This is a genomic window from Mesorhizobium sp. P3_A10 (assembly GCF_056403175.1).
The window spans coordinates 187,485-214,015 of record NZ_JBFUFZ010000008.1 but is presented as its reverse complement, the minus strand read 5'-3'; the positions used below and the strand labels follow the sequence as shown (position 1 = coordinate 214,015).

The window sequence follows — 26,531 nt, the reverse complement described above, 5'->3', positions numbered from 1 at the left end:
TATCGAAATGGTAAAACGCAGTGCGGGATTGCTGATCTACCGTCGGGCCGATGACAATGTTCGGGTGCTGCTGGTTCATCCCGGTGGACCGTTCTGGGCGAAGAAGGACGATGGTGCCTGGTCGATACCGAAGGGCCTCGTCGGCGAGGATGAGGACGAATTGACGGCCGCGCAACGCGAGACCGAGGAAGAGCTGGGCCTTAAGATCGATGGCCCCTTCGCGCGCCTTGGCGACTACAGCCAACCGGGCGGCAAGATCGTCATGGCCTGGTCCGTCGAGGCGCTGACCGAGATCGATGTCGCCACCATCAAGAGCAACAGCTTCACCATGGAATGGCCGCCGAAGTCTGGGTTGATGAAGGAGTTTCCGGAGGTCGACAGAGCAGGCTGGTTCAGCCTGGCAGAGGCCGAGGCAAAAATTCTACAAGGTCAGCGCCCGATACTGTCGGACTTGGCAAAGCAGCTAGAGATCGAGTGATCTCCCCCCTCGTGGGGGAGATGGCCGGCAGGCCAGAGGGGGGCGCGAAGGATCACTGACTGTCCGCAGGATCCGTCTCCGCGCGAAACCCTCAGATGGCCTGCCTGATTGACCGAGAAGTCGGCGGGACAGCGCCCCCCTCTGCCCTGCCGGGCATCTCCCCCACAAGGAGGGAGATCGGCTATCATCCCACGGACCGCCGCTGGCGCAATTGACTGCCGGGAAATTGTCGTTCGATATCTGCAAAATGGAAACTCCAGGAGGACGTATGGAGGTTCGGCTCGACGACAAGGTGGTGCTGGTCACCGGCGCCACGCAAGGCATCGGTCGTGCGATAGCGGAAACGCTTGCGCACAGCGGCGCCGGCGGCCTGCTGATTTCTGGCCGCGAACCAACGCGGGGCAACGCGGTGGCGGCTGAGCTTTCGCAGATCGGCACGCCAACTATTTTCGTCGCCGCTGACCTGGCGGACCCTGACGCACCAGCGCTGCTGGCGGCGGAATGCGTCAGCCGCTTCGGCCGCATCGACGCGCTGGTCAACGCCGCCGGCCTCACTGACCGTGCGTCCTTCGTCGATGCCAGCCTTGACGACTGGGCCTCGCTCTTTGCCGTCAATGCGCGCGCGCCGTTCTTCCTGATGCAGGCGGCCATCGCCGACATGATCAAGCGCGGCCAGGGCGGCGGCATCGTCAACATCCTGTCGGTCAACGCCCATTGCGGCTCGCCAGAACTGGCCGTCTACTCCGCCACCAAGGGCGCGCTGGCGACGCTGACCAAGAACGCCGCCAACGCCCATCGCTTCGACCGCATCCGCGTCAACGGCATCAATGTCGGCTGGACCGACACGCCGGCCGAACGCATCATGCAAGCCGAAACGCTGGGCAACGGTCCGAGCTGGATCGACACGGCCAACGCCGCGCAGCCTTTCGGCCGGCTGCTGAGGCCAAACGACATCGCCAACCTTGCCGTCTTCCTGCTTTCCGACGCGGCCGGGCCGATGACCGGCGCCGTGATCGACCAGGAACAGTCGGTGATCGGGGCAAACCGGTGAGCGCCTTCTGGATCGGGGTAATTGAGGCGCTGTCGCTGGCCGAACCGCTGGTGCTGGTGCAGGATAGTCGCATATCACAGCACCGGCCATACGCGATTGCCCTTAGCCCAAGGCAAGCTTGGCCATCCAGGACGTGACGATCCGACCCTTACTTCAGCGAAATCGCCATGCCGCTGAGATCGGCGTTGATCTGCAGCCCGACCTGCCTGCCCGTGAGTTCGAGCTGGGCGCCCCTGTCATTGGTCATGACGATCACCTGGGCGCCTTTGCCGAGCGCGCCGCCACCGCCCGCCGCCCCGTAAACCCCGGTCGCATCTCGGACCCTGCTGATATGGCGCACGGTACCCCGGAAATACGTCTTGGAAACCCCAAAGGCGAAGCCGCCCGAGACTGCGCCGACCGTGATCGGATAGCTGCGGCCATGGAAGGTCAGCGTGCCCTCGCCTCCGGAGCCGCCGACGAAGAAGGCCGCCTTGTAGACCGCAAAGCGGATCGTGCCGCTGTCGGCATGCGCTGCACTTGCAGCACCGACAGCGCCTGCGGCGATGACGGCTACCGCGAGTGAACGAAAGCTGGATGAAATGTTCATGATGAGAGCTCCACAAAGTTGCCGCTTACCCAACAGCCAGGGCTCGTCGGCGTCGAATCAAACTTGAACAATCTAGCCCGTCATTTGGTTCCGGGCAGGCGCTTCGGGAACCTCACGGTCCCGTACAAATCGGTAGCGGCTGCGGCGGCGGGGCCGGATGATCTTTCTTGTATTGCTCGATGATCGGTTCGAGGGTCTTTCGCGGCCAGAATTTCGGGGCGCCGATTTCCTTCAGGCAGGATGCGTTCCAATAGGCGCCTGACTTCGCTGCCGCGATGTCGCGCGATTCCGGGTAAATGTAGAGCGTCGTCGGGTTGCCCTTCACCATCGCGATCATCTGCTCTGCATCCGCCGGCGACCAGCTGGTGCAGCCATTGCTACGGCCGCCGGGGTAGTCCACCAGCTTGCCATAAGGCACCAAACCGTCATGGTCGGCGTAGGAACTTTTTGGGTTCTTGCGCAGGCACATTCCCTTGAGCAGGCGGGCCGCATGGCCGCCGATCACCCGTTGCCTGGCGTTGCCGGCCTCGCCTTCGCCGTCAAACTGGATGAAGGTGCGCAGCAACGCCGCGTCCTGTTTGCCGCCGGTGCGGTAATAGCCCTTGAACGAGGTTTTCGCCTCGCTGGTCATATAGGCGCCGCCGGCGGTCAATGACGAATCCAGCGCATTGCCGAAGTTTTTCGCGCAGCGTTTTCCGTTCGAGAAATCGGCGATGCCTTTCAGATTGCGGCCGCCGCCGTGACCTGACGAAATCGCTCGAAACGACTGCTCGGCTTCGCAGATGACGTAGTAACGGCGCCCCAGCAAATTGTTGCCAAGATCGCCGGGACGTGTCGCGTCCATGGCGAAATAGCAAGGGTTCTTGACGGCGCCTTGGCTCACCTTCTTCAGGTAGAGCGCGCGCGCCCTGTCGAGCACCACTTGTGCGATCTGGCCTTCGCCCACGCCGACATGCGCCTGCAGCCAGGCCGGCACGGCAGATGGCGCGGCAAAGGATCGGGCCGACGCCGCCAGGGCGACGATGAGCAGGATACCAACGACACCAAGCGGGACAGATCTCAACCGCACCGGATCACTTCTCCTGCCAAAACCGTTTGCGAATCGGAGGCGATCATAAAGCGCCGCGGTCCAATCGGCGAAACACATCTTGTTCAGCGCACGGCGCCGGGAAGAACCGTGGCATGGGCGCCGACGCGGCATAGAGGCCCAAGTAGGCCCGTCCGCCTCGTCATAGAGCCAGACTCGCCTGCCCCGCCTCCTCGGCATTGGGGTCGCCGGGTGCCGTTGCCCAGGCGAGTTCGACCAGCGTCACGGTGCGCCGGCCGAGGCCGTCGAGCTGGCAGACGATGAGGCCCTGCTCCTCGATATAGGTCAGCAGGCGCCGGGCACGGCGCAGCGAGTGCGAGCCATAGGCGCGGGCAATCGCGGCATCGCCCGGGCACGGCCAGCCCTCCTTTGCCGCACGGGCAATCATCATGAACACGCCTTGCATATCCTCGGGCAGCAGCGAGGCGCGCACCGAGACATCCTGCCATGCATCATCCCCCGCCATATCGGAGCCAAGCCCGGCGCGGGCACGTGTCAGCATGCGGCGGAACTCCGGCAGGGCCGGCACGACCGAAGCAAGGCCCTCGATCCGGCAGCGGACGACGAACTCCTGATAAAGCACGCCGAGCACTCGAAAGCCCGCATCGGGCTCCGCCAGCACGGCGCGCAGAATGCGGTCCATGCGCTCACGCCGCTCCGCCAGATCCTCGGCGCTGATCGGCTGCTCCACAACTTCGGGACGGATTTCCCGCGTCGCCGACTTCGCCGCCATCAGTTGATCGAGCAGGTCCGGCGACGAGCGGCGTTGCGGCCGGACAGTTTCCGGCGGCGGCGCCGCCAGGATGATCGCGCGGGCATCTTCCAGCCCCGCTTCCGGCATCGCCATCAGCCGCGGGGTGCCGTTGCGCGGGCTTGTGTCGGTCGGGCCGATGCGCAGGCCCAGCGGACGGCGCGACAGCGCCGGACCGAGCGCCATGAATTGCCCGCGCTCCAGGTCGCGAAAAGCCTCGGCCTGGCGCCGTTCCATGCCGAGAAGATCGGCGGCGCGCGCCATGTCGATATCGAGGAAGGTTCGGCCCATGAGGAAATTGGAAGCCTCGGCGGCGACGTTCTTGGCCAGCTTGGCCAGGCGCTGGGTGGCGATGATGCCGGCAAGCCCGCGTTTGCGGCCACGGCACATCAGATTGGTCATTGCGCCGAGCGAGAGTTTTCGTGCTTCGTCCGACACCTCGCCGGCGACCGCCGGCGCGAACAGCTGCGCCTCGTCCACCACCACCAGCATCGGGTACCAGTGGTCGCGGGCGACCTCGAACAGCCCGCCGAGGAAGGCGGCGGCGCGCCGCATCTGGTTCTCGGCGTCGAGCCCTTCGAGATTGAGCACCGTGGAGACGCGATGCATGCGCGCCCGCTCGCCGGCCGCCTGCAGGCCGCGTTCCGTATGCTCCTCGGCATCGATCACCAGATGGCCGTAGCGGTCACCCAGCGAGACAAAGTCGCCTTCGGGGTCGATGATGGTCTGCTGCACCCAGGGCGCGCTCTGTTCGAGCAGCCGGCGCAAGAGATGCGATTTGCCGGAGCCCGAATTGCCCTGCACCAGAAGGCGGGTCGCCAGCAATTCCTCGAGATCCAGCCTCGCCGGCGCGCCCGCCGTCGTTTGTCCCATCTCGATCGCAACGGTCATGTCGACTCTCCTTGGGGAGAGGGCTTATCAACCTGACCGCGGCCCGTCGAGCGGGCGATCACCGCCCGCCCGGTGTTCCACACCTATGCTGCCAAAGCGCCACACCTCAGCCCCCTACCCCGAGGGAAGGTGCATCAAGCGGGCTTCACCGGCGGCAAAAGCGGCGCCTCCAGCCCGTCGAAGGGATCGCGCCAGGCATCGATGGCTTCGAGCCGGCGATACCAGGCGAGGACGGATGGATAGTCATCGAGCGGCAATCCGGCGACATCGTTGAAGGGCAGGAACGTCGCCATGCGGAAATCGGCATAGGAAACCGACGTCCCGACCAGCCATTGCCGGTCGACAAGCTCGGCTTCGAGGATCGCCGCCGCCATGCGGAACTGTCCCAGCCCCTCCTCGATCAGCTTCTGATCAATCGGGCCAAGTCCGTAGCGCTGCTTGGTGCCGCGCTCGAAATGCACGGTGTCGCAAGCCCTGACGAAGTTTTCCTTGCCCCAGCTCAGCCATCGGATCATCTCGGGCTCGTCGTCGCCGGTGGGCCAGAAATCCGACCGCGCGTCGCGTGACAGCCGGCAGGCTATGGCGTCGGCTTCCCACAGGCTGCCTCCCGAACCTGCCAGTATGGGCAATGCAAGGTTGGGGTTGAGCGGCCGAAACCGCTCGGCCTGCCCCGGCGCCATGGGTGCGGCGAATTCAAACTCGACCTTGGCCTGAAGATAGCGCGCCACCGCGACCGCGAGGCGAGGATTGGGATTGCGGCTGAAGAACAGTTTCATCTCGAGGCCAGTCCTGGACGGGATCGGCTCGACTCTATCACAGACAAGATCGCGCCTTCATCGGCTGAACAGATTTGGCGGCAGCGTGTCGCCAATCTCTCTGGTCGGACCACCATTCCGCTGGCGCAATCCGCCGTTCGGCGTATCATTCAAATGGGGGAGGGTTCATGGCAGGAGGAGGCCAATGAACGTCGTGCCGAGGGTGGCTGTCGTTGACCTGACAGCCCAACAACTTGTTTCATCTGCACTTTCAAAATTCCGCGCCGGCGACACCATATCGACCAGGGCAACACTGGACGCCGTCCGCCGCAGTGCTCCGGCTTGCGAGGACAGCGACGACGAATTGGTCGAGCTGATCGTCATGACGGCAATTGGTAGGACCATGGGGGTCGTATTCGACCATCGGTCCCGATAGCTTTATTTGGCCCGACAGCTTTATTTGGAACGAATACCCCGATTGGGCCGTTCGACCTGAGTTTAACGCAATTCCCAAGGGAAAGCGCTACGCGCTTTTCCCGGGAAAACCGTTTCACACTTTTCCTGGAATTGCTCTAGCTGCCCAGGGGATGCGGCATGTAGCCGACAAAGCCTGCTATCTTCCAACGGCCGGCGACTTTCGTGCAGAAGTAGAGCGTCTGCCATTTCAGCCGGTCGACACTGCCATCGGCCTTGGCGATGGAGCCGTTGAACTTCTTGTGCAGCACGGCGCGGTCACCGTCGACATCGATGTCGCGCATGTTGGTGACACGGAAAATCGCCTCGCGCAGCGGTTCGGCAAACGCCGTCGCCGCCGTCTCCTTGGCCTGGCGCAGCCACTCGTCGCGATAGGCCGCCAGCGTCGGGAACTGCAGCCGCCACGCGTCGGCATCGCTGAGGAAATGCGCGTGCATGCCAAAGAAGCTTGCCGCAACGAAATCGTCCTCGACCATCGACCAGTCCTGGCTGATGAAAGCGTCGATGTCGCGCCGCACCAGCATCTCCCAAAGCGCGTGACGATCGGCATCACCGGCCGGAAACGGATTCTTGTCGTAGGTCATTCCTCGTCTCTCCTGCCTGGACGTTTGCCAACCGCCATGCGCCGTGAACGCGATCCGCCAGCGGCGCGCAAAATGCTGTGCCGTTTGTCGTAAAGCAACACGCATTTCGAAAAATGTTGCTTCCTTACAGGGGCCCCTATGAGGATTAGCCGGAGAGGCGTAGAGGGTCCGGAGGAAACGGGATCGCAGGCGTTCCCGACAAGACTGACAGGAGGCCATTCCTTGCCCAAACAGTGTTTTGGAACATCCCATGTCCCGCTCTCCCCGGCCGTGCGGGCCGGCGATTTCGTCTACGTCTCCGGCCAGGTGCCCGTCGGCAGCGACGGCTTGGTGGTCAACGGCGGCATCGTTGAGCAGACCGAGCAGGTGCTCTCGAACATCAAGGCAGCACTGGCGCTGGCCGGCTGCACCATGGACGATGTCGTCAAGACCACGGTCTGGCTCGAGGACGCGCGCGATTTCGGCGCCTTCAACATTGTCTATGCCAGGCATTTTCCCAAGAATCCGCCGGCCCGCACCACTGTCGAATCGCGGCTGATGATCGACATCAAGATCGAGGTCGAGGCCGTCGCCTACAGGCCGGTCTGAGAGCAAGAGCATGATCCCGAAAAGTGGAAACCGGTTTTCTCGGACAAAAACGGGAACCGTTTTGTCCAGAGATCATGCTCAAACAAAAGATCAACGGAGGCAGGCGCCGATGCAATTCGATCTCCTGGTAAAAGGCGGCCGGCTCATCGATCCGGCATCCGGCCTCGACGCGCCGCGCGATCTCGCCATCGCCAATGGCCGCGTGGCGGCGATCGACACCGACATCCCTGCCGAGCGCGCTGCCCGCGTCATCGACGCCGCCGGCTGCATCGTCACGCCCGGCCTTATCGACCTGCACAGCCACGTCTACTGGGGCGGCACCTCGCTCGGCGTCGATGCGGACCGCCTCGCCGCCAAGAGCGGCACCACCACCTTCATCGACGCCGGCAGTGCCGGCGCCGGCAACTTCCTCGGTTTTCGCCGCCATGTCATCGAACGCTCGAAAGTTCGCATCCTCGCCTACGTCAACATCTCGTTTGCCGGCATCTTCGGCTTCTCGCAGACCGTGTCGGTCGGCGAATGCAGCGACCTCGGGCTCTGCGAACCACGCGAGGTCGTCGCCGCGGTGCGCGAGCACGCCGATGTCGTCGTCGGCGTGAAAGTCCGTTCCGGCAAGCATGCCGGCGGCACCAGCGGTATCGCGCCGGTCGATCTGGCGCTCGAGGCCGCCGACAAGTCAGGCATGCCGCTGATGGCGCATATCGACGAGCCGCCGCCCGGCCGCTCGGAAGTGCTGCCGCGTCTGCGCAAGGGCGACATCCTCACCCATTGTTTCCGGCCGTTTCCCAACGCACCGGTCTTCGCTTCCGGGGCGGTGCGCCCCGACATGCATCTGGCGCGCGAGCGCGGCGTCATCTTCGACATCGGCCACGGTATGGGATCGTTCGACTTCGAGGTCGCCAAAGCGATGCTGAAGGAGGGGCTGGCGCCCGATGTGATCTCGAGCGACGTGCATCTCTACTGCGTCGACGGTCCGGCCTTCGACATCCTGGTCTGCATGTCGAAACTGCTGGCGCTCGGCATGCCGCTGGTCGAGGTCCTGCGCGCCGCCACGCAGCGACCTGCAGAGGCGATCGCCAGACCTGATCTCGGCGCGCTGAAAGTTGGCGGCATCGGCGACGTCGCGGTGTTGCGGCAAATTTCGGGTCGCTTCACCTTCGTCGATGCGGTCGGCGCATCGCTGGTCGCCGAGCAGCGGCTGGTCGCAGACGGCATTGTCATCGGCGGCACATGGTGGCCAAACGAGGCGCCTGACCACAACGAGACCGAACGTTTCGAGCCGCATGCCCAGCATACGCATGTCGAGGTTGCCGCGAGGCATTTTGGGCGTGGGTGATTAGCCAATCTCCCCCCTCGTGGGGGAGATGCCCGGCAGGGCAGAGGGGGGCGCGAAGCAACGCCAACCTTCATTGTTCAGTGTTCGAACAAGACCGGCCGAAGATACAGTCGCAATCAGGTGAGACGTCGGCGGGACAGCGCCCCCCTCTGGCCTGCCGGCCATCTCCCCCACAAGGGGGGAGATCGAACGTCACCGCTGTGCACTACTCGGCGCCCCATAAACCGGCGTCGCAATCCCCTCCATCCGTGCCTTGATCTGCAGCGCCACAAACTTCGAATAAAACCGCGACAGCGCCAGATTGCCGCCCTGGAACCACAACGCTTCCTGCGCGGTCGGCTTCCACATGTTGCGCAATTCACCTTGCCACGGTCCTGGATCACCCTTCACGCCCGAGCCAATCCCCCAGCACGGGCCGATTTTGTCGGCGACCTCGCGCGAGACGATGCCGGCCACGGTCTCGTTCATCGACTGATAGCCGGTGCAGGAGACGATCGCGTCCGCCGCCAGTTCGGTGCCGTCGTCGAAGAGGATCCCTGTCGGCGTCAGCGACTTGATCGCCACGCCGCTGCGCACGCCGATCTCGCCATCGATGATCAATTCCGAGGCGCCGACATCGATGTAAAAGCCCGAGCCGGTGCGGTAGGCCTTCATCAGCAGACCGGTCTCGTCTTCGCCGAAATCGATGGCGAAGCCGGCGCCGCGCAGCCGGTCGTAGAATGCGGCGTCGCGCGCCTTGATGATTTCATAGAGCGCCTGCTGGCCTTTCGGCAGCAGTGCGAACGGCGTCGAGGCGACGATCATGTCGGCCTTCTCGGTGGTGATGCCGCGCGCCAGCGCCTTTTCCGAAAAGATCTCGAAGCCGACCTCCATCAGTGTGTCCGACTTGACCACAGTCGTCGGCGACCGCTGGACCATCGTCACCTTGGCGCCGCTCTCCCACAGATCGACGCTGACATCATGGCCCGAGCTTGCCGCGCCGATGACGGCAACCCGCTTGCCGCGGAATTTCTCGCCGCTGGAATACTGGCTGGAATGCTGCAATTCGCCCTTGAACCGATCAGCACCCGGCAGATCGATCTGCCGCGGCGGACCATAGGCGCCGGTGGCGAAGACAATGTGCTTCGGCTTCAGCGTGATGCGCCGGCCGACGCGCTCCACCTCGACGGTCCAGAGCTTTTCGACCTCGTCATAGCTGGCGCTGATGCACTTCGTCGCGACCCAATAGTTGAGTTCCATGACGCGGGTGTACATCTCCAGCCAGTCGCCCATCTTGTCCTTGGGCGTGAACACCGGCCAGTTTTCCGGGAACGGAATGTAGGGCAGATGGTCGTACCAGACCGGGTCGTGCAGCACGAGCGAGCGATAGCGGTTGCGCCAGGAATCGCCTGGCCGGGCATTCCTCTCGATGATGATCGTGGGCACGCCCAGTTGCCGCAGCCGCGCCCCCAGCATGATGCCGCCCTGGCCGCCGCCGATGACAAGGCAATAGGGCTGTTCGCTGGCGCCGAGGTCACGCGTCTCGCGCGCCCGCGCCTCCGACCAGGTCTCGCGGTCCGGATCGGCCTTGTGGCGCACACCCAGTGCCCGCGCCGGACCTTTGCGCTCCTCAAATCCCTTGAGATCGCTCATCGCCGTGAACAGCGTCCGGCATCGGCCGTCCTGCAAACGCATCACGCCCTGGCCGCGCGCCGATGACGTCTCGAAGGTAAACCAGGCCTCCACCGTGCCTTCGCCCGAGGTGGCTTCGCCGGCGAGTTGCCAGGCGTTTGGTCTGGTCGTCGCCAGCGTCGCGTCCAGCATGGCGACGATCGCGGCGTGGCCTTCCATGGTCTTGACGTTCCAGGTGAAGGTCAAAAGATCGCGCCAATAGCAGTCCTCGACGAACAGACCGGTCACCGCCGTGGCGTCGCCCGCTTCGAGCGCGCGCGCAAAGGCGGAAAGCCATGTGGCCGCCTGTTTCGATGGTGCCATATCGAGCATCTGGTCTTCCCTCATCCTGCACGCCGAGCGCGGCGAAAATCCCCGACCTCCCGGCCTTATCTGCCGTTCGTCGACCCCTAGCATAGTGGCGATAATCCGCTGGCAACAACCCCGAAGCCTGGCGTGCGGCAGTCGGAAATCTTTATAGGAATTTTATATCTTTCTTCTGCGCCCCGTCTCGAACCTTTATGGCGATCGGGTCCATATTCCATCACGAGCAAAACGCTCCTGGCGCCGTCGCTCAAGCCACGGCGAGCCCATTTCATGGAAATTCGACCCTGCCGGCTGCAGGCACCAAGTACAAAGCGCAAGTAAGGAACAGCACAATGGACATCATTGTCATCGGGATCGGGGTTTTGTTTTTCGTCCTGTCCTTCGCCTACGTCAAAGCCTGCGACAGAATTTGAGCGGGGATCACAAAATGCTTGTCGATTATATCCTCGGTGGCGGTGTGACCTTGTTCCTCCTCGCCTACCTGACTTACGCCCTCGTTCGTCCAGAACGCTTCTGACAGCACCTGGCACCAGGCACGGAAAGCACTTTCAATGACTCTCAACGGATGGCTCCAGATCCTCGTTTTTTGCGGGATCATCATTTTGCTGGTGAAGCCGCTCGGCGGCTACATGCACCGCATCTTCACCGGCGAACGCACATTGCTTTCGCCGCTTCTTGGCCCGCTTGAGCGCGGCCTTTATCGCATTTCGGGAACCAGCGAGCGCGAGGAGCAGCACTGGACCGGCTATGCGGCTGCCTTGCTGTTCTTCAACATGGCCGGCTTCCTGGTGCTCTATGCCTTGCAGCGGCTGCAGGGCAGCCTGCCCTACAATCCCGCCGGCATGACATCAGTCGAGCCTGGGCTCGCCTTCAACACCGCCGCCAGCTTCATGACCAACACCAACTGGCAGAACTACGGCGGCGAAAGCACGATGTCCTATCTCGTGCAGATGGCCGGCTTCACCGTGCAGAACTTCCTGTCGGCAGCCACCGGCATCGCCATCGCCATTGCGCTGATCCGCGGCTTTGCCCGGGCGTCGGGCAAATCGATCGGCAATTTCTGGGTCGATATGACCCGCTCCACCCTCTATCTCTTGCTGCCGTTCTGCATCGTCCTGACGCTGGTCTATGTCTGGCTCGGCATGCCGCAGACGCTCGGCGCCTATGTCAACGCGACGACGCTCGAGGGCGCCCGGCAGACCATCGCGGTCGGACCGGTCGCCTCGCAGGTCGCCATCAAGTTGCTCGGCACCAATGGCGGCGGCTTCTTCAACGCCAATGCCGCACACCCGTTCGAAAATCCCGACGCCATCTCCAACCTGATCCAGATGGTGACGATCTTTGCCATTGGCGCTGCGCTGACCAACGTTTTCGGCCGCATGATCGGCAACCAGCGCCAGGGCTGGGCGATCCTCGCCGCCATGGGCGTCATCTTCATCGCCGGCGTCGCCATCTGCTATTGGGCGGAAGCCGCCGGCAACCCGCTCGTCCATGCGCTTGGCATCGACGGCGGCAACATGGAGGGCAAGGAGAGCCGCTTCGGCATTGCCTTGTCGGCGCTGTTTGCGGTCATCACCACGGCTGCGTCCTGCGGCGCGGTCAATGCCATGCATGGCTCCTTCACTGCGCTTGGCGGCATGATCCCGATCATCAACATGCAGCTCGGCGAGGTCATCGTCGGCGGTGTCGGCGCCGGTCTCTACGGCATCCTGATGTACATCGTCGTCGCCGTCTTCGTCGCCGGCCTGATGGTCGGCCGCACGCCCGAATATCTCGGCAAGAAGATCGAGGCCAAGGAGGTCAAGATGGCGATGCTCGCCATTCTCTGCCTGCCGCTGGCGATGCTGATCTTCACGGCCATCGCGGTGGTGCTGCCGACCGGTGTGGCGTCGATGGGGAATGCCGGCCCGCACGGCTTCTCCGAGGTTCTCTATGCCTACACCTCGGCGGCGGCCAACAATGGCTCGGCCTTTGGCGGCCTGACCGGCAACACGCCCTGGTACAACATCACCATCGGCATCGGTATGCTGATGGGCCGCTTCCTGGTCATCATTCCGGCCCTGGCAATCGCCGGCTCGCTGGTGGCGAAGAAGACGGTTCCGGCCTCGGCCGGCACCTTCCCGACCGACGGTCCGTTGTTCGTCGGCCTGCTGGTCGGCGTCATCCTGATCGTCGGCGGCCTGACTTTCTTCCCGGCTTTGGCCGTCGGTCCGATCGTCGAACATCTGGCCGGCATCCATGGGCAGACCTTCTGAGACCGTCATGAGCTGGTTCAACATCACGCGCCGCAAGGCTCGGCCCCGAGCCGACACTGAGGGGGAGGCAACTCCCCCTCCCTTCCCGAGCGTGTCCACATTCCTCGGCCTGGCGGCAGTCATGATCGTGATCTGGCTGCTGGTCTACGGGCCGCCCTTTTCGGCATCCAATCGACCGGTGCCGTCCAACAACAGCGAAGCCGGAGCTTCAAAATGAGTCACGCAAAATCCGCCAGCATCATGGATGCCCGCATCCTGTGGCCCGCTATCGGCGGCGCCTTCAGGAAATTGAACCCGCGCACCTTGAGCAAGAACCCGGTGATGTTCGTCGTCGCTGTCGTCTCGGCGCTCACCACCGTGCTCTTCATCAAGGACCTCGTCACCGGCGGCGGCGATCTCGGCTTCTCGCTGCAGATCATCATCTGGCTGTGGTTCACCGTGCTGTTCGCCAATTTCGCCGAAGCGGTCGCCGAAGGCCGCGGCAAGGCGCAGGCGGATTCGTTGCGCAAGGCGCGCACCGAAACCCAGGCCAAGCTGTTGACCGGCGAGGACCGCACGAAATTCAAGCTGGTGCCCGGCACCAGCCTGAAGGTTGGCGATGCGGTGCTCGTCGAAGCCGGCGACATCATCCCGTCGGATGGTGAAGTGATCGAAGGCGTCGCCTCGGTCAACGAGGCGGCGATAACAGGCGAATCGGCGCCGGTCATCCGCGAATCCGGCGGCGACCGTTCGGCCGTCACCGGCGGCACGCAGGTGCTGTCCGACTGGATCCGCGTGCGCATCACCGCGGCTTCCGGCCACACTTTCCTCGACCGCATGATCTCGCTGGTCGAAGGCGCTTCGCGCCAGAAGACGCCGAACGAGATCGCGCTCAACATCCTGCTCGTCGGCATGACGCTGATCTTCGTGCTGGCGACGGCGACGATCCCGAGCTTCGCCTCCTACTCGGGCGGCTATATCTCGGTGACCGTGCTCGTCGCTTTGTTCGTCACCTTGATCCCGACCACCATCGGCGCCCTGCTCTCGGCCATCGGCATTGCCGGCATGGACCGCCTGGTGCGCTTCAATGTGCTGGCCATGTCGGGCCGCGCTGTCGAGGCAGCGGGCGACGTCGACACGCTGCTGCTCGACAAGACCGGCACCATCACGCTCGGCAATCGCCAGGCGACGCAGTTTCGTCCGGTCAAGGGCGTCACCGAACAGGAACTGGCCGACGCCGCACAGCTTGCCTCGCTCGCCGACGAAACCCCTGAGGGACGCTCGATCGTCGTGCTGGCCAAGGAGAAATACGCCATCCGCGCCCGCGACATGGCAACACTGCACGCCACCTTCGTGCCTTTCACCGCGCAAACCCGCATGAGCGGCGTCGACATCGATGGCTCTTCGGTGCGCAAGGGCGCCGTCGATTCCGTGCTCGCTTTTGTCAACCAGTCGACATCAGCCACACAGGGCACGCGTCCAAGCAGCGACGCCGTGCGCGACCTGCAGGCGATTGCCGACGAGATCGCCAAGTCCGGCGGCACGCCGCTGGCGGTCGAGCGTGATGGACGCCTGCTCGGCGTCGTCCACCTCAAGGACATCGTCAAGGGCGGCATCAAGGAACGCTTCACCGAACTGCGCCGCATGGGCATCCGCACGGTGATGATCACTGGCGACAATCCGATGACCGCGGCGGCGATCGCGGCCGAAGCCGGCGTCGACGACTTCCTGGCCCAGGCAACACCCGAAGACAAGCTGAAGCTGATCCGCGACGAACAGGCCAAGGGCAAGCTGGTCGCCATGTGCGGCGACGGCACCAACGATGCGCCCGCCCTTGCCCAGGCCGATGTCGGCGTCGCCATGAACACCGGCACGGTTGCCGCGCGAGAGGCCGGCAACATGATCGACCTCGATAGCGATCCGACCAAGCTCATCGAGATCGTCGAAATCGGCAAGGCGCTGCTGATGACGCGCGGTTCGTTGACGACCTTCTCCATCGCCAACGACGTGGCCAAATACTTCGCCATCATCCCGGCCATGTTCGCCGTGTTCTACATCGCGCCGGGGCAGACCACCGGCCCGCTGCAAGCGCTCAACATCATGCACCTGGCAACGCCGCAGAGCGCCATTCTCTCCGCCATCATCTTCAACGCGCTGATCATCATCGCGCTGATCCCGCTGTCGCTGAGAGGCGTCAAATACCGCGCCATCGGCGCCGGCGCACTGCTCAGCCGCAACCTTCTTGTCTACGGCCTCGGCGGCGTCATCGTTCCGTTCGTCGGCATCAAGGCAATCGACATGGCCATCACCGCGCTTGGCCTCGCATAAGGAATTACGTTCATGCTCAAGCAAATCAGACCCGCGATCGTCATGATCGTCTTCTTCACCCTCCTGACCGGGCTGGCCTATCCCCTGGGCATGACCGAGATCGCCCAGGCCCTGTTCCCGCATCAGGCCAATGGCAGCCTGATCGAGAAGGATGGCAAGGTCATCGGCTCCGAACTGATCGGCCAGGGCTTCGCCAGCGATAAGTATTTCCACGGCCGCCCCTCGGCTGCCGGCGACGGCTACAACGCCGCCGCCTCCAGTGGCACCAACCTCGGCCCGACCAACCCCAAGCTGATCGACCGCATCAAGGGCGACGCCGAAAAGCTGAAGGCTGAAAATCCGAACCAGCCGGTGCCGATGGATCTGGTCACGACCTCCGGCAGCGGGCTGGACCCGCATATCAGCCCGGAAGCCGCCTATTTCCAGGTCGCCCGGGTGGCCAAGGCCAGAAGCATCGACGAGGCCAAGGTCAAGACGCTGGTCGACAGCCAAATTGAGGGCCGCGAACTCGGCTTCATGGGCGAGCCGGTGGTCAACGTGCTGGCGCTCAACCTTGCGCTGGACGGCGCGAAAGAGTGAATGGTACCGGCCGGGGATCGACAGCATCCCCGGCGCCATTCATGATTGACAAGAATGCCGATGCCGGAAGACCGAAGCAACGAAACCAGACCTTCTCCAGATGCGCTGCTTGATCATGCGGAGCGGGAGGCGCGCGGTCGCCTGAGGATATTTCTCGGCGCAGCACCCGGCGTCGGCAAGACCTACGAAATGCTGATGTCGGGCCGCGCCAGGCTGGCCGACGGCATCGACGTGGTGATCGGCATCGTAGAGACACACGGCCGCAAGGAAACCCTGGCGCTAGTCGAAGGCTATGAAGTCATCCCGCGCCAGAAAGTCGACTACAAGGGCCGCATCCTCGAGGAGATGGATATCGATGCCATCCTCGCCCGGCGCCCTGCCCTCGTGCTCGTCGATGAACTCGCCCACACCAACGCTCCAGGCAGCCGCCATCCCAAGCGCTATCTCGACGTCCAGGAAATCCTGACGCACGGCATCGACGTCTACACGACGCTCAACATCCAGCATGTCGAGAGCCTGAACGATGTCGTCGCCCAGATCACCAAGGTCAGGGTTCGCGAGACTGTTCCCGACTCCATCATCGACCAGGCCGACGACGTCGAGATCATCGACCTCACCCCCGACGATCTGATCAAGCGGCTCGAAGAGGGCAAGGTCTACTTCCCCAACACTGCCCAGCGCGCCATCGAGAACTATTTTTCGCCTGGCAATCTGACCGCACTGAGGGAACTGGCGCTGCGCCGCACCGCCCAGCGCGTCGACGAGCAGCTGCTGATCCATATGCAGGCCCACGCCATCCCCGGACCGTGGGCGGCAGGCGAAAGGGTTCTCGTCTGCGTCGACGCGCGTCCGGGCGGCGCGGCCCGCGTCCGCTATGCGCGCAGGCTGGCCGACCGGCTCCGTGCCCCCTGGACGGCGCTCAATGTCGATACCCCTCGCTCGGCCGCCATGTCCGAGGAGGACAAGGACCGGCTGGCGACGCATCTGCGCCTTGCTGAGCAGCTCGGCGCCGAGGTGACGACCATTCCGGGTCAGAACGTCGCGCAGGATATCGTTCGCCATGCGACGGCGAACAATTTTACCCATATCGTCATCGGCAGGCCGACCCGCTCGCGCTGGCGCGAACTGATCGAAGGCTCGCTGACCTATGACCTCATCCGCAATGCCGGCGACATCAGCGTCCACGTCATTTCCGGAACCGATCGGGACATCGCGGCGACGTCACGGAACGTCAGGACGGCGGACGAGCAGAAGCAGTTCGAGATCTGGCCCTATCTCAAGGCCACAGCCTATGTCGCTGGCTCGCTCGCCTTCGCAGTCCTGCTCGACCAGTTTCTCGACGTCCGCAATCTTGCGATCATCTTTCTCATCGGGGTGCTGACATCGGCGGTGACCGGCGGGCTCTGGCCGGCTCTGTACGCCTGTCTCGTCAGCGCGCTTGCCTTCAACTACTTTTTCCTGGAGCCGCGCTACACGCTGACGATCCGGGACCCGGAGAGCATTGTCGCGCTCGGCGTGTTCCTCGTTGTCGCCGTCATCGCCAGCAACCTGACGGCGCGCGTGCAGCGTCAGGCGGTCGCCGCCCGCGCGCGGGCACGGGCCACCGAGGATATCTATCTCTTTTCAAAGAAGCTCGCCGGCGCCGGCACGCTCGACGACGTGCTCTGGGCCACCGCCTTCCAGATCGCCTCGATGCTGAAGCTGCGCGTGGTGTTGCTTCTGCCCGAAAACGGCACGATCGCCGTCAGGGCCGGCTATCCGCCCGACGACACGCTGGCCGAAGCCGATATCGCCGCAGCACTCTGGGCCTGGGAGCACAACCGCGCCGCCGGACGCGGCGCCGACACGCTGCCGGGCGCAAAACGCCTTTATCTGCCGTTGCGGACCGGGCGCACGGCGGTCGGTGTCGTCGGCCTCGACAACGACAAGCAAGGTCCGTTGCTTACGCCGGAGCAGCAGCGGCTGCTCGATGCGCTTGCCGACCAGGCGGCCGTCGCCATCGAGCGCATCCAGCTCGTTGGCGATGTCGACCGGGCCAAGCTCGCCGCCGAGGCGGACCGCCTGCGCTCGGCGCTGCTGACCTCCATTTCCCATGATTTGAAGACCCCGCTTGCCGCCATAATGGGCGCGGCCGGCACACTGAGGGAATTCGCACCGGCTCTTCCTGAAGAAGACCGGGTGGAATTGCTGTCGACCGTGCTCGACGAGTCGGAACGGTTGAACCGCTTCATCGCCAATCTGCTCGACATGACAAAGATCGAATCGGGCGCCATGGAGCCGAACTACGCCTTCCACTATGTCGGCGACATTGTCGGCTCCGCGCTGCGTCGAGCCAAGAAAATCATCAGCGAGCACAAGACCGAGATAGACATTCCCGCAGACCTGCCGATGCTGCGGCTCGACCCGGTTCTGTTCGAGCAGGTGCTGTTCAATCTCCTCGACAACGCCGCAAAATATGCGCCGTCAGGCTCGACGATCCGGCTGCAGAGCTGGGTCGACAACGGGTCCGTCATCCTGCAGATCATGGATGAAGGTCCGGGCATCCCGCCCGGCGATCTGGAGCGCATCTTCGATACCTTCTACCGGGTGCGCAAAGGCGACCAGGTGCGCGCCGGCACCGGGCTTGGGCTGTCGATCTGCCGTGGCTTCATCGAGGCTATGGGCGGAACGATTGCGGCGGCAAACCGGACCGACCGCTCGGGTGCCGTTTTCACCATCCGGATGCCGGTGCCGACAGAACTGCCCGATGTCGAAGACGCCAATGTAGATGACCAGGATGTGGGCGATTTGCCATGACCAATTCGAACGTCAGCATATTGGTCGTCGATGACGAACCGCCGATCAGAAAACTGCTTCGCGTCGGCCTCGGCAGCCAGGGCTATGCGATCAGCGAAGCGCCCAACGCCAAGGCCGCGATCGAGATCGTGGAGACCGAAAGGCCGGACCTGATCCTGCTCGATCTCGGCCTGCCCGGCATGAGCGGCCACGACCTTTTGCGCAAATGGCGCGACGATGGCCTCGATATTCCGGTGGTCATCCTGTCCAGCCGCACCGACGAAGCCGGCATCGTCCAGGCACTCGAACTCGGCGCCGACGACTATGTCGCCAAGCCTTTCGGCATGAACGAACTGGTCGCGCGCATCCGCGTGGCGCTGCGGCACAAATTCCAGCAGCAGGGCGAGAAACCGGTGTTCCAGACCGGTGATCTCACTGTCGATCTGGTCAAGCGCATCGTCAAGGTCGAGGGCAAGGAGGTAAAGCTGTCGCCGAAGGAATACGACATCCTGCGCATCCTGGTACAGCACGCCGGCAAGGTTCTCACCCACCACTTTCTGCTGAAGCAGGTCTGGGGCGATTCGACCGACGTGCAATATCTCAGGGTCTATGTCCGCCAGCTCAGGCAGAAGATCGAAAAGACCCCCGACCAGCCACGCTACATCACCACCGAGACCGGCGTCGGCTATCGCCTGCGCGAGGTTGATTAGGCCCAGCGGATTGGCCTTGCATCCCAACTACAGTTTACCCGCCCAACGCTGCCAAAGGCCTGTCTTGTGAGCCAAGACCGCGAACAAAATTAACGTGGCGATCCCCGCATAGTGATTTGTGGCAAGGGTTACGATCATGGCTATGGCGATTGCCAGACCAAAGACAAGTCCTGTTCGCAGAGACCAAGGTTTGCCCTTGCCTTGCCAGCTCATCACCAACGTTGTGCCAAGAAAGGCCACGAAGATAAATGTTGGCAGCCCGAAATCGGACCTCCAGAAATCGCGAAAGTAGAAGCCGGCGGCCATGCCTATGCAACTGGCCGAGAACCGCAGAGCCAAGTGCTTCATGCATGCATGATAGAAGGCAAATCTTAACGCGCCGCTGATCAGCTTTTTGGGCTGTCTGACCCTGAACCGGCAGCCAAGGAAAACCGGAGTCAGTCGGCCGACAGTTCCGCGGTCCTGGCAAGCGCACCGGCAAAGCCGTTCAGAGGGATCGAAAAACTGACCGGCTGCAGCGTGTCCGCCGCGACCGCATCGATCTTCAAGGTCGTGCCTGCCGCGAGCAGGGGCGTGACATTGGCATCGAACGTCACCGGCACCAGACAGCCGACCGCCTGGCAGGTGTTGAACTGCAGGCTGCCCTCAAGCTTCTGGTCATCGATCGAAAGCGCAATCCCCTTGGCCAGGGCCAGGCCGAACGGCAGGGCAAGGGTGCCGACGGCATCGTCACCGGTCTTGCTCGACAGTTCTATCGCCAGCAGGCGCTGGTTGGTTTGCTTGTTGAACTGCTGATGCGACAGGCTGCAGACCTTGGTCGTGCCTGAAATCTGGCAATTGACCGTCCAGTCGCCATGGGTCTCGGACAGCGCCGACGCGCCGCCGGGCAGTTGCGGTGGCTTGGCTGCGTCGGCGGCAGGTGCCACCACCTTGTCACCCTTGGTCTGCGCCGCAAACGCCACCGATCCGGCGATGCAGGCCAGACCAAGTATTGCCACGAAATATGCCCGCTTGCTTCTCATCAAGTTCCCCTATTGCCCTGGTTCGGAGCAAGCCATTGAGCCCAGACAGGCGCCGACGCGATAGAGCGGCGAAACGCCCGCTTCCGTCAAGAGCCACGCCGGATTGCAAGGCAGATTCTTGGGGCAACGGTCATCAATTTGGCTGTGATCGACCCTTGACCATGGCACATCCAGACAACCGCCCTATATCTGGGCAATGTTCCGTTTCGTACAGGAATGAATACATGTCGCCGCTTCGCTTTTCGACGGTCTTGATGACGGCAATGCTGGCAACAGCAATGCTGCCGGTTGCAACCTCGTACACCTCGGCACAGGTCGTCATTCCGACAAATCGCAACGCGCTGGTCGACCAAAACGAACTGCAGATGCTGGAAAACAGGCTGCAACGGCAGCAGTTCCAGCAGCAGCAACAGCAGTTCCGCGCCCAGGACCGCGAGATCGTACCGCCGCAACGGCCAGCGGTGCCGGTCATCAAGCCAAGCTGCCAGCTGCAGCCGTCGGGTGGCGGTTTTGTCACCGTATGTCGCTGACAAGCCGGCGCCTTTCATTTATTTAGCCGACTTATGTGCTTGTGATACCGCCTGAGACCAAAGGCGGCTTTGGCTTTTGCAGCAGTGCCTGTTCGCGTTATGGGGCATTGCTTCGACTGGATTTTCACCAATGGCAGCCACCAAGAAGAAAGCAGTCCGCAAGGCAAAGAAGGGCGAGCGGATCCGCCAGGTCGCAGCCATTCCCTTTCGGCTGAGCCAACATGGCGATATCGAGGTCATGCTGGTGACGTCACGCACGACAAAGCGCTTCATCGTGCCGAAGGGTTGGCCGATGAAGGGCAAGAGCGGGCGCAAGGCGGCCATGATCGAAGCCCAGGAGGAAGCCGGTGTCCTCGGCAAGATCGTGAAGCAGCCGGCCGGCACCTATTCATACTGGAAACGGTTGTCGAACCGCTTCGTTCACGTCGATGTCATTGTCTATCTGCTTGAAGTAACCGAGGAACTCGCCGACTGGCAGGAGGCCAAGAGGCGGCAGCGGGCGTGGCTCGCTCCGGCCGACGCGGCGATGCTCATCGACGAGCCGGATCTTTCAACCCTCGTCAGCACTTTGAAAGCACCCGAAACCGTGGCGGCACACCCGGCTTGAGGCCGCCTCAATCGGTCCCGCGCGTCGGCGGCAGCGGGAGCTCGCCAAGGATGACACCGTGGCTCCCTCGAACTTTGCGAAGCTCGTAAAGTAATGTGACGCAGCCGGCTCAACTGCTCTGTCGCCTTGCAGACTCCGGACAACGAATGCATTTTAGAAAAAACGAATACGATAAAACTTTATCTAAACATCTTTTGCCTGACGCAACGTAACATGTGAATTGCCAAGACAAGCGATTCTGTAAGCAAAAAACCCGAAGAGTTTATTGGCCGTTAAGACCGGCATGCTAGTCGGATTGCTGTTGCTGTTTGCAGGGCGACATGAGGCAAGGGCATCGCCCTCATCGACATCTGCATCAGTCGGCAGGCAAGTTCACGGGGGTCATGGCAATCTCCATGGAAGCTCGATGAAGCTTTCGCAGACAGACACCAGCCCCCGTCTTCTCGGGCTCGTCTGGCCATTCATCATTGTCGTCCTTGTCCAGGCCCTGGTCGCCAGCGGCAGCCTCTACACCCTGTCGGCAGTCCGCGCCTATGTCGGCGGCGAAAGCCAGTGGTCGAAGGGCCAAAAACACGCCATCTATTTTCTCAGTCTCTACGCCAACACCGGCAGGGAAGAATTCTTCGGCGAGTACCGCGCAGCCATCGCCATTCCGCTGGCTGACCATTCGGCGCGGCTTGCCCTTGAGCAATCCGAGCCTGACACGGATGCGGCTCGTGTCGGATTCCTGCAAGGCGGAAATCACGCAGATGATCTGACGGGATGATCTGGTTGTTCCAGAACTTCCGCAGCTTCAGCTACCTCGACATCGCCATCCGTCATTGGACCGCCGCCGATAGCATGATCCTCGCGCTCGACCGGCTCGGCAGTGACATACACCAGAAGCTCAGGGAAGGGCCGGCATCGGCGACACAGATCAGCGCCTGGAAGGCAGAGATCCATCGGCTCGATCACCAGATCGGCCCGCTCTCCAAGGCGTTTTCAGACAGCCTCGGCGAAGGATCCCGCTTCATCATGATGGCGCTGATGACGGCCAATCTCGCCACCGCCGCTTTGCTGATCCTGCTGGCCGTATGGCGTACCCGCAAACTCCTGGCGCAGCGCAGGGCTTTCCAGAACGCCCTCAACGCCGAGCGTGAGCGTGCCCAGATCACACTGGCCTCCATCGGCCAGGCCGTCATCAGCACCGGAGCAGACGGATGCCTGGACTATATGAACTCCGTGGCGGAATGTTTGCTGGCATGCCCGCTCGGTGCGGCCAAGGGCAAGCCGGTCGCGTCGCTGTTTCGGCTGGTGGACAAGGACACGGGCGTCGAAGAGCCTCAGTTGATGGAGCGCCTGCTGGCCGGTGAGCCGCACGGCGCCAATGTCCGCCCGCAAATGCTGCAGCGCGCTGACGGCTCACTTGTTCCCGTCGCGCTGACCGGCGCGCCACTCCTCGTTTCCGGCCGCGTCGTCGGCGCGGTCCTTGCCTTCCACGACATGAGGCGCGAACAGGATTACATTGAGCGGCTTTCATGGCAGGCGTCGCACGACGCCTTGACCGGGCTTGTCAACCGCCGCGACTTCGAAAGCCGCCTGGAAAGGGCAATCGCGGAGCTGCAGTCCCGCCAGCATGCGCTGATGTATCTGGATCTCGACCAGTTCAAGCTTGTCAACGATACCTGTGGTCATGCCGCCGGTGATGAGTTGTTACGGCAGATTTCCGTGCTGCTCGGCAATGAACTGCGGCCAGGCGACGTCCTGGCCCGGTTGGGCGGCGACGAATTCGGCGTGCTGCTCCTGGATTGCCAACCGGATCTCGCCGCCGACATCGCCGAACGGCTGCGCGCCACCGTGCAGGATCTGCATTTCGCCTGGGGCGGGAGACAGTTCAACATCAGCGTCAGCATTGGCATGGTTCAGATCACCGACAGCGCGATCACGCTCGAGGAGACCCTGCAAGCCGCCGACGTCGCCTGCTACATGGCCAAGGAAAAAGGCCGCAACCGGGTTCAGTTGCACAGCGACAGCGACATGGCCTTGCGGGAGCGATTCAGCGAGATGGCCTGGGTCCAGCGCCTGCACGCTGCGCTCGAGGAAAACCGTTTCAAGCTTCATGCCCAGGAAATCTGGCCGCTCAACGAGGCCGCGGCGGAGGCCGGCGCTCATATCGAGATCCTGTTGCGTCTGACGGACGAGGACGGCCTCATCGTCTCGCCTGCCAGCTTCATTCCGGCGGCCGAGCGCTACGGCCTGATGCCGTCGATCGACCGCTGGGTGGTGCGCAACACCTTGGGCGTTCTGGCTGCCCGCCTTGCCGATCCGCAAGCCGCTCCCATCGCCACCTGCGCCATAAATCTTTCCGGAGCGAGTTTCGGCGACGAGACGTTCCTCGATTTCCTGCGCGAACAGTTTCTCGCCCACGGCATTCCACCGAAAATGATCTGCCTGGAGATCACCGAGACCAGTGCCATCGCCGACCTCGCCAACGCCATCCGCTTCATTGCAGACTTGCGCCAATTGGGATGCCGCTTCGCCCTCGACGACTTCGGCTCTGGCATGTCTTCCTTCGCCTATCTCAAGCACCTGCCTGTCGACTACCTCAAGATCGACGGCAGCTTCGTCAAGGACATGCTGGAGGACCGCATCGACCGTGCCATGGTCGAGATGATCCATCATATCGGCAAGGTGATGGGCAAGCGCACCATCGCCGAATTCGTCGAAAGCGAGGGCATCGTCGCGGCATTGAAGGAAATCGGAGTCGACTATGCCCAGGGCTTCGCCATCGCCCGGCCGCAACCTTTCGATGCTTCGACGAAATTGCTGACCCCGGGTGCAGCGCCGCCCGCTCCTGACGACGATTTGTGGAGCGCCTTGGCGCGCAAGCTGCGCAAGGTCGGGTGACAGAGGCGCGATCCCTTCACACTCGCCGTTCGAGCAGGATCGTCGCGGCATCGTGATAGGTGGTCCGCAGCAATTCCTTGTAGCCGCACTTTGCCGCGACATTCAGCGAGCCGGTGTTTTCCGGATCGATGATGCAGACGGTTCTCGCGGCGAATGTCTCGTCGCCCCAGGCAAGAACCCGCCCGACGACTTCGCTGGCGAGGCCCTTGCCGTGCGCCTCAGGCGCCAGCGCCCAGCCGGCTTCCGGAATGCCCTCGATCGACGGCACCATGTCTCGCTTCAGATCGTGAAAGCCGGCCTCGCCAATGAAATTACCGGTCGCCTTTTCCTCGATTGCCCAGAAGCCGTAGCCGAGCAGCGACCACAGGCCGGCATGCCGCAGGAAGCGCATCCAGCTTTCCTCTCGCGTCCGTGGCTTGCCGCCAATGAAGCGGGTGACGACAGGATCGGCCCACATGGCAACATAGGCATCGAAATCCTCCAGCCTATGCGGCCGCAGGATGGTTCGTTCCGTCTCGATGACCGGAGCCGATCGTGTTCGATGAGCGCTCATGACATGCCTCGCTGGGGTACGTGGCGACTAGCAAACAGCCTGGGGGATACCAAGGGCCAGCACCCGGTCCGGCCCTATGTCAGCCGCGCCAGACCATGTTCATGTAGACGCCACCGCGCTGCAGTTCGTCGAGCATCTGGTCGACCCGCTTCTGCCTGGTGTCGGGGCGCTTGGCGCGGGCGGTCCAGCCGAGATATAGTCTGGTCGGTCTTCGTAGGTCGCCTTCAATCCCCGCTCTGCGAGAGCGGTTCGGATGTCGTCCAGCATTGGATTGAGCGCGCGTTTCAGTCCGGTCATGCCCAAGATTTAGACCGTCAGGAACTGGCGTCAATGACGCCGATGGCTAGGTCGCGAACGCATGCTGCAGTATGGGAATCATGCCGAACGATGCTACCTTTCGCCAAGGGTTGATTCAGAGTGATCGATTCAGCTGGCCGGTTTCGGCGCAGGCCGTTCAAGCGGAGGGAAAGACCATGGACACCACCGATCTTGTGCTTGCCATCGTCCATCATTTGCTGGTGTTCTCGCTGGCGGGCATCATCGGCGCCGAGTTTGTGCTGATCCGAGGTGACCTGCCTGCCGCGACGCTGAAGCGCCTTGCCGGCATCGATCGCCACTACGGCATCATCGCTGCGCTGATCATCATCGTCGGCATCGGCCGTGTGCTTTACGGCCTGAAGGGCTGGGAATTCTATGTCTACAACTGGGTGTTCTGGGCCAAGATGGCGGCCTTCGCCCTTGTCGGTCTGTTCTCGATCATCCCGACCATCCGCTTCATTTCCTGGAACAGGCAGGCCAGCGCCAATCCCTCTTTCCTGGTGCCGGCAACCGAGCTTGCTTCCGTAAAGACCTACATCCGCGCCGAGGCCTTCATCTTCCTGCTGATCCCGGTCTTCGCGGCCGCGATGGCGCGCGGCTACGGCTACTGATTTTCAGCTGAAGCCGCCGCAAGAGGAGCGATCGGCGCCAACGGCGCTGGAATGCTGGTCGTCTTCTCCTGCGCCTTGCAGATATCGGCGATGACGCAGGCCGGGCAGTCCGGCTTGCGCGCCTTGCAGACATAGCGGCCATGCAGGATCAGCCAGTGATGCGCATGGCGCATATATTCGTCCGGGATGATCCGCAACAGCCCTTGCTCGACCTGTTCCGGCGTCTTGCCGGGCGCCAGACCGAGCCGGTTGCCGATCCGGAGAATATGCGTGTCGACGGCCATCGTGTGCTGGCCGAAGGCCATGTTGAGCACGACATTGGCGGTCTTGCGCCCGACCCCCGGCAATTTGACCAGTTCGTCGCGCTCGTCAGGCACCTCGCCGCCATGATCGCGGATCAGCGCCTGCGACAGCGCGATGACGTTCTTGGCCTTGTTGCGCCAGAGCCCGATGGTGCGGATATGGTCGCCGACCTTGGCTTCGCCCAGCGCCAGCATTTTTGCTGGCGTATCGGCGATCTTGAACAGCGCCCGCGTCGCCTTGTTGACGCCGGCGTCGGTCGCTTGCGCCGACAGCACCACAGCCACCAGCAGCGTGAAGGCGTTGACATGTTCGAGCTCGCCCTTCGGCTCGGGCCGCTGGACGGAAAAGCGCCGAAAGATCTCGTGCACCTCCGCCGCGCTGTAGAGCGAGCCGGACCGCGCCGGCCTGGGACGCGGCTTGGCGTTCGAGCCGTCACGGCGACCGGGTAATTCATTTTTGGGTGCGGACAATTTTTTGGACTTGGGGCTCGCCATTCCCTTCCTATAGTATTCCC

The 26,531-nt window shown here is 63.0% G+C and carries 28 protein-coding genes; 17 read left to right on the top strand and 11 right to left on the bottom strand.

Features of this window, described 5'->3' with window-relative positions; all coding sequences use genetic code 11:
- Positions 1 to 7: 7 nt before the first annotated feature.
- A complete protein-coding gene (locus tag AC1DXU_RS26805) occupies positions 8 to 478 on the top strand; it encodes an NUDIX hydrolase (protein ID WP_477373846.1) in 471 nt (156 codons plus the stop codon).
- Between the two features lie 268 nt (positions 479 to 746).
- The gene (locus tag AC1DXU_RS26800; protein ID WP_477373844.1) at positions 747 to 1,529 is read left to right on the top strand and encodes an SDR family oxidoreductase; all 783 of its coding nucleotides are present in this window, start codon (positions 747 to 749) and stop codon (positions 1,527 to 1,529) included.
- 148 nt (positions 1,530 to 1,677) lie between these two features.
- Here AC1DXU_RS26800 and AC1DXU_RS26795 read toward each other — a convergent pair whose 3' ends face one another.
- From AC1DXU_RS26795 to AC1DXU_RS26780, 4 genes are all read right to left on the bottom strand, one after another.
- On the bottom strand, positions 1,678 to 2,118 hold the full coding sequence (locus AC1DXU_RS26795; RefSeq protein WP_477373842.1) for a hypothetical protein: 441 nt from the start codon (positions 2,116 to 2,118) through the stop codon (positions 1,678 to 1,680).
- Positions 2,119 to 2,230: 112 nt separating this feature from the next.
- A complete protein-coding gene (locus AC1DXU_RS26790) occupies positions 2,231 to 3,187 on the bottom strand; it encodes a hypothetical protein (protein ID WP_477373840.1) in 957 nt (318 codons plus the stop codon).
- A 160-nt stretch (positions 3,188 to 3,347) separates the two neighbouring features.
- Positions 3,348 to 4,847, bottom strand: a complete 1,500-nt coding sequence (locus tag AC1DXU_RS26785; RefSeq protein WP_477373838.1) for a helicase HerA domain-containing protein — start codon at positions 4,845 to 4,847, stop codon at positions 3,348 to 3,350.
- Between the two features lie 134 nt (positions 4,848 to 4,981).
- Complete coding sequence (locus tag AC1DXU_RS26780) at positions 4,982 to 5,623, bottom strand: glutathione S-transferase family protein (protein WP_477373836.1); 642 nt, start codon at positions 5,621 to 5,623, stop codon at positions 4,982 to 4,984.
- 184 nt (positions 5,624 to 5,807) lie between these two features.
- Between AC1DXU_RS26780 and AC1DXU_RS26775 the strand changes: the two genes are divergently transcribed.
- Positions 5,808 to 6,038: a hypothetical protein gene (locus tag AC1DXU_RS26775; RefSeq protein WP_477319090.1), complete on the top strand. Its 231-nt coding sequence runs from the start codon at positions 5,808 to 5,810 to the stop codon at positions 6,036 to 6,038.
- A gap of 136 nt (positions 6,039 to 6,174) precedes the next feature.
- On the opposite strand, the gene AC1DXU_RS26770 is transcribed toward AC1DXU_RS26775, so the two are convergent.
- Positions 6,175 to 6,660, bottom strand: coding sequence for a hypothetical protein (locus tag AC1DXU_RS26770; RefSeq protein WP_477373834.1), 486 nt, complete (start codon positions 6,658 to 6,660; stop codon positions 6,175 to 6,177).
- A 222-nt stretch (positions 6,661 to 6,882) separates the two neighbouring features.
- Between AC1DXU_RS26770 and AC1DXU_RS26765 the strand changes: the two genes are divergently transcribed.
- Together AC1DXU_RS26765 and AC1DXU_RS26760 are read left to right on the top strand one after the other, a co-directional pair.
- Complete coding sequence (locus AC1DXU_RS26765) at positions 6,883 to 7,248, top strand: RidA family protein (protein WP_477373832.1); 366 nt, start codon at positions 6,883 to 6,885, stop codon at positions 7,246 to 7,248.
- Between the two features lie 109 nt (positions 7,249 to 7,357).
- Positions 7,358 to 8,584, top strand: coding sequence for an amidohydrolase/deacetylase family metallohydrolase (locus tag AC1DXU_RS26760; RefSeq protein ID WP_477373830.1), 1,227 nt, complete (start codon positions 7,358 to 7,360; stop codon positions 8,582 to 8,584).
- 192 nt (positions 8,585 to 8,776) lie between these two features.
- Here AC1DXU_RS26760 and AC1DXU_RS26755 read toward each other — a convergent pair whose 3' ends face one another.
- Complete coding sequence (locus tag AC1DXU_RS26755; protein WP_477373828.1) at positions 8,777 to 10,567, bottom strand: NAD(P)/FAD-dependent oxidoreductase; 1,791 nt, start codon at positions 10,565 to 10,567, stop codon at positions 8,777 to 8,779.
- 421 nt (positions 10,568 to 10,988) lie between these two features.
- On the opposite strand from AC1DXU_RS26755, the gene kdpF reads away from it, so the two are divergent.
- From kdpF to AC1DXU_RS26720, 7 genes are read left to right on the top strand one after another with little or no spacing between them, the layout of a single operon-like run.
- Positions 10,989 to 11,078, top strand: coding sequence for a K(+)-transporting ATPase subunit F (gene kdpF / locus AC1DXU_RS26750; protein ID WP_081609884.1), 90 nt, complete (start codon positions 10,989 to 10,991; stop codon positions 11,076 to 11,078).
- A gap of 34 nt (positions 11,079 to 11,112) precedes the next feature.
- Positions 11,113 to 12,816: a potassium-transporting ATPase subunit KdpA gene (gene kdpA / locus AC1DXU_RS26745; RefSeq protein WP_477373826.1), complete on the top strand. Its 1,704-nt coding sequence runs from the start codon at positions 11,113 to 11,115 to the stop codon at positions 12,814 to 12,816.
- Positions 12,817 to 12,823: 7 nt separating this feature from the next.
- Complete coding sequence (locus tag AC1DXU_RS26740) at positions 12,824 to 13,033, top strand: hypothetical protein (protein WP_477373824.1); 210 nt, start codon at positions 12,824 to 12,826, stop codon at positions 13,031 to 13,033.
- Positions 13,030 to 15,123 carry a potassium-transporting ATPase subunit KdpB gene (gene kdpB / locus AC1DXU_RS26735; protein ID WP_477373822.1) on the top strand — a complete coding sequence of 698 codons (2,094 nt, stop codon included), beginning with the start codon at positions 13,030 to 13,032 and terminating at the stop codon, positions 15,121 to 15,123. The genes AC1DXU_RS26740 and kdpB overlap by 4 nt, the downstream gene beginning before the upstream one ends.
- Positions 15,124 to 15,135: 12 nt before the next feature.
- Positions 15,136 to 15,702, top strand: coding sequence for a potassium-transporting ATPase subunit KdpC (gene kdpC / locus AC1DXU_RS26730; protein WP_477373820.1), 567 nt, complete (start codon positions 15,136 to 15,138; stop codon positions 15,700 to 15,702).
- A 60-nt stretch (positions 15,703 to 15,762) separates the two neighbouring features.
- Positions 15,763 to 18,498 (top strand): DUF4118 domain-containing protein, encoded by a 2,736-nt coding sequence (locus tag AC1DXU_RS26725; protein ID WP_477373818.1) that lies wholly within the window; start codon positions 15,763 to 15,765, stop codon positions 18,496 to 18,498.
- Positions 18,495 to 19,187, top strand: a complete 693-nt coding sequence (locus AC1DXU_RS26720) for a response regulator transcription factor (protein ID WP_477373816.1) — start codon at positions 18,495 to 18,497, stop codon at positions 19,185 to 19,187. The genes AC1DXU_RS26725 and AC1DXU_RS26720 overlap by 4 nt, the downstream gene beginning before the upstream one ends.
- A gap of 27 nt (positions 19,188 to 19,214) precedes the next feature.
- On the opposite strand, the gene AC1DXU_RS26715 is transcribed toward AC1DXU_RS26720, so the two are convergent.
- Positions 19,215 to 19,493: a hypothetical protein gene (locus AC1DXU_RS26715; protein WP_477373815.1), complete on the bottom strand. Its 279-nt coding sequence runs from the start codon at positions 19,491 to 19,493 to the stop codon at positions 19,215 to 19,217.
- A gap of 131 nt (positions 19,494 to 19,624) precedes the next feature.
- Complete coding sequence (locus AC1DXU_RS26710) at positions 19,625 to 20,209, bottom strand: invasion associated locus B family protein (protein ID WP_477373813.1); 585 nt, start codon at positions 20,207 to 20,209, stop codon at positions 19,625 to 19,627.
- 224 nt (positions 20,210 to 20,433) lie between these two features.
- Here AC1DXU_RS26710 and AC1DXU_RS26705 point away from each other — a divergent pair, with 224 nt between their 5' ends.
- From AC1DXU_RS26705 to AC1DXU_RS26690, 4 genes are all read left to right on the top strand, one after another.
- Positions 20,434 to 20,739 carry a hypothetical protein gene (locus AC1DXU_RS26705; RefSeq protein ID WP_477373811.1) on the top strand — a complete coding sequence of 102 codons (306 nt, stop codon included), beginning with the start codon at positions 20,434 to 20,436 and terminating at the stop codon, positions 20,737 to 20,739.
- A gap of 130 nt (positions 20,740 to 20,869) precedes the next feature.
- On the top strand, positions 20,870 to 21,346 hold the full coding sequence (locus tag AC1DXU_RS26700) for an NUDIX hydrolase (RefSeq protein ID WP_477373809.1): 477 nt from the start codon (positions 20,870 to 20,872) through the stop codon (positions 21,344 to 21,346).
- Between the two features lie 406 nt (positions 21,347 to 21,752).
- Positions 21,753 to 22,112 carry a hypothetical protein gene (locus AC1DXU_RS26695; RefSeq protein WP_477373807.1) on the top strand — a complete coding sequence of 120 codons (360 nt, stop codon included), beginning with the start codon at positions 21,753 to 21,755 and terminating at the stop codon, positions 22,110 to 22,112.
- Positions 22,109 to 24,232 (top strand): EAL domain-containing protein, encoded by a 2,124-nt coding sequence (locus tag AC1DXU_RS26690; RefSeq protein WP_477373805.1) that lies wholly within the window; start codon positions 22,109 to 22,111, stop codon positions 24,230 to 24,232. Before AC1DXU_RS26695 ends, AC1DXU_RS26690 begins: the two co-directional genes overlap by 4 nt.
- A 16-nt stretch (positions 24,233 to 24,248) precedes the next feature.
- Here AC1DXU_RS26690 and AC1DXU_RS26685 read toward each other — a convergent pair whose 3' ends face one another.
- Positions 24,249 to 24,785, bottom strand: coding sequence for a GNAT family N-acetyltransferase (locus AC1DXU_RS26685; protein WP_477373803.1), 537 nt, complete (start codon positions 24,783 to 24,785; stop codon positions 24,249 to 24,251).
- A 79-nt stretch (positions 24,786 to 24,864) separates the two neighbouring features.
- Complete coding sequence (locus tag AC1DXU_RS26680; RefSeq protein WP_477373801.1) at positions 24,865 to 25,116, bottom strand: YdeI/OmpD-associated family protein; 252 nt, start codon at positions 25,114 to 25,116, stop codon at positions 24,865 to 24,867.
- 142 nt (positions 25,117 to 25,258) lie between these two features.
- Between AC1DXU_RS26680 and AC1DXU_RS26675 the strand changes: the two genes are divergently transcribed.
- On the top strand, positions 25,259 to 25,714 hold the full coding sequence (locus AC1DXU_RS26675; RefSeq protein WP_477373799.1) for a DUF2214 family protein: 456 nt from the start codon (positions 25,259 to 25,261) through the stop codon (positions 25,712 to 25,714).
- On the opposite strand, the gene nth is transcribed toward AC1DXU_RS26675, so the two are convergent.
- On the bottom strand, positions 25,708 to 26,511 hold the full coding sequence (gene nth / locus AC1DXU_RS26670; RefSeq protein WP_477373797.1) for an endonuclease III: 804 nt from the start codon (positions 26,509 to 26,511) through the stop codon (positions 25,708 to 25,710). The two genes, AC1DXU_RS26675 and nth, sit on opposite strands and share 7 nt — an antisense overlap.
- Between the last annotated feature and the right edge of the window lie 20 nt (positions 26,512 to 26,531).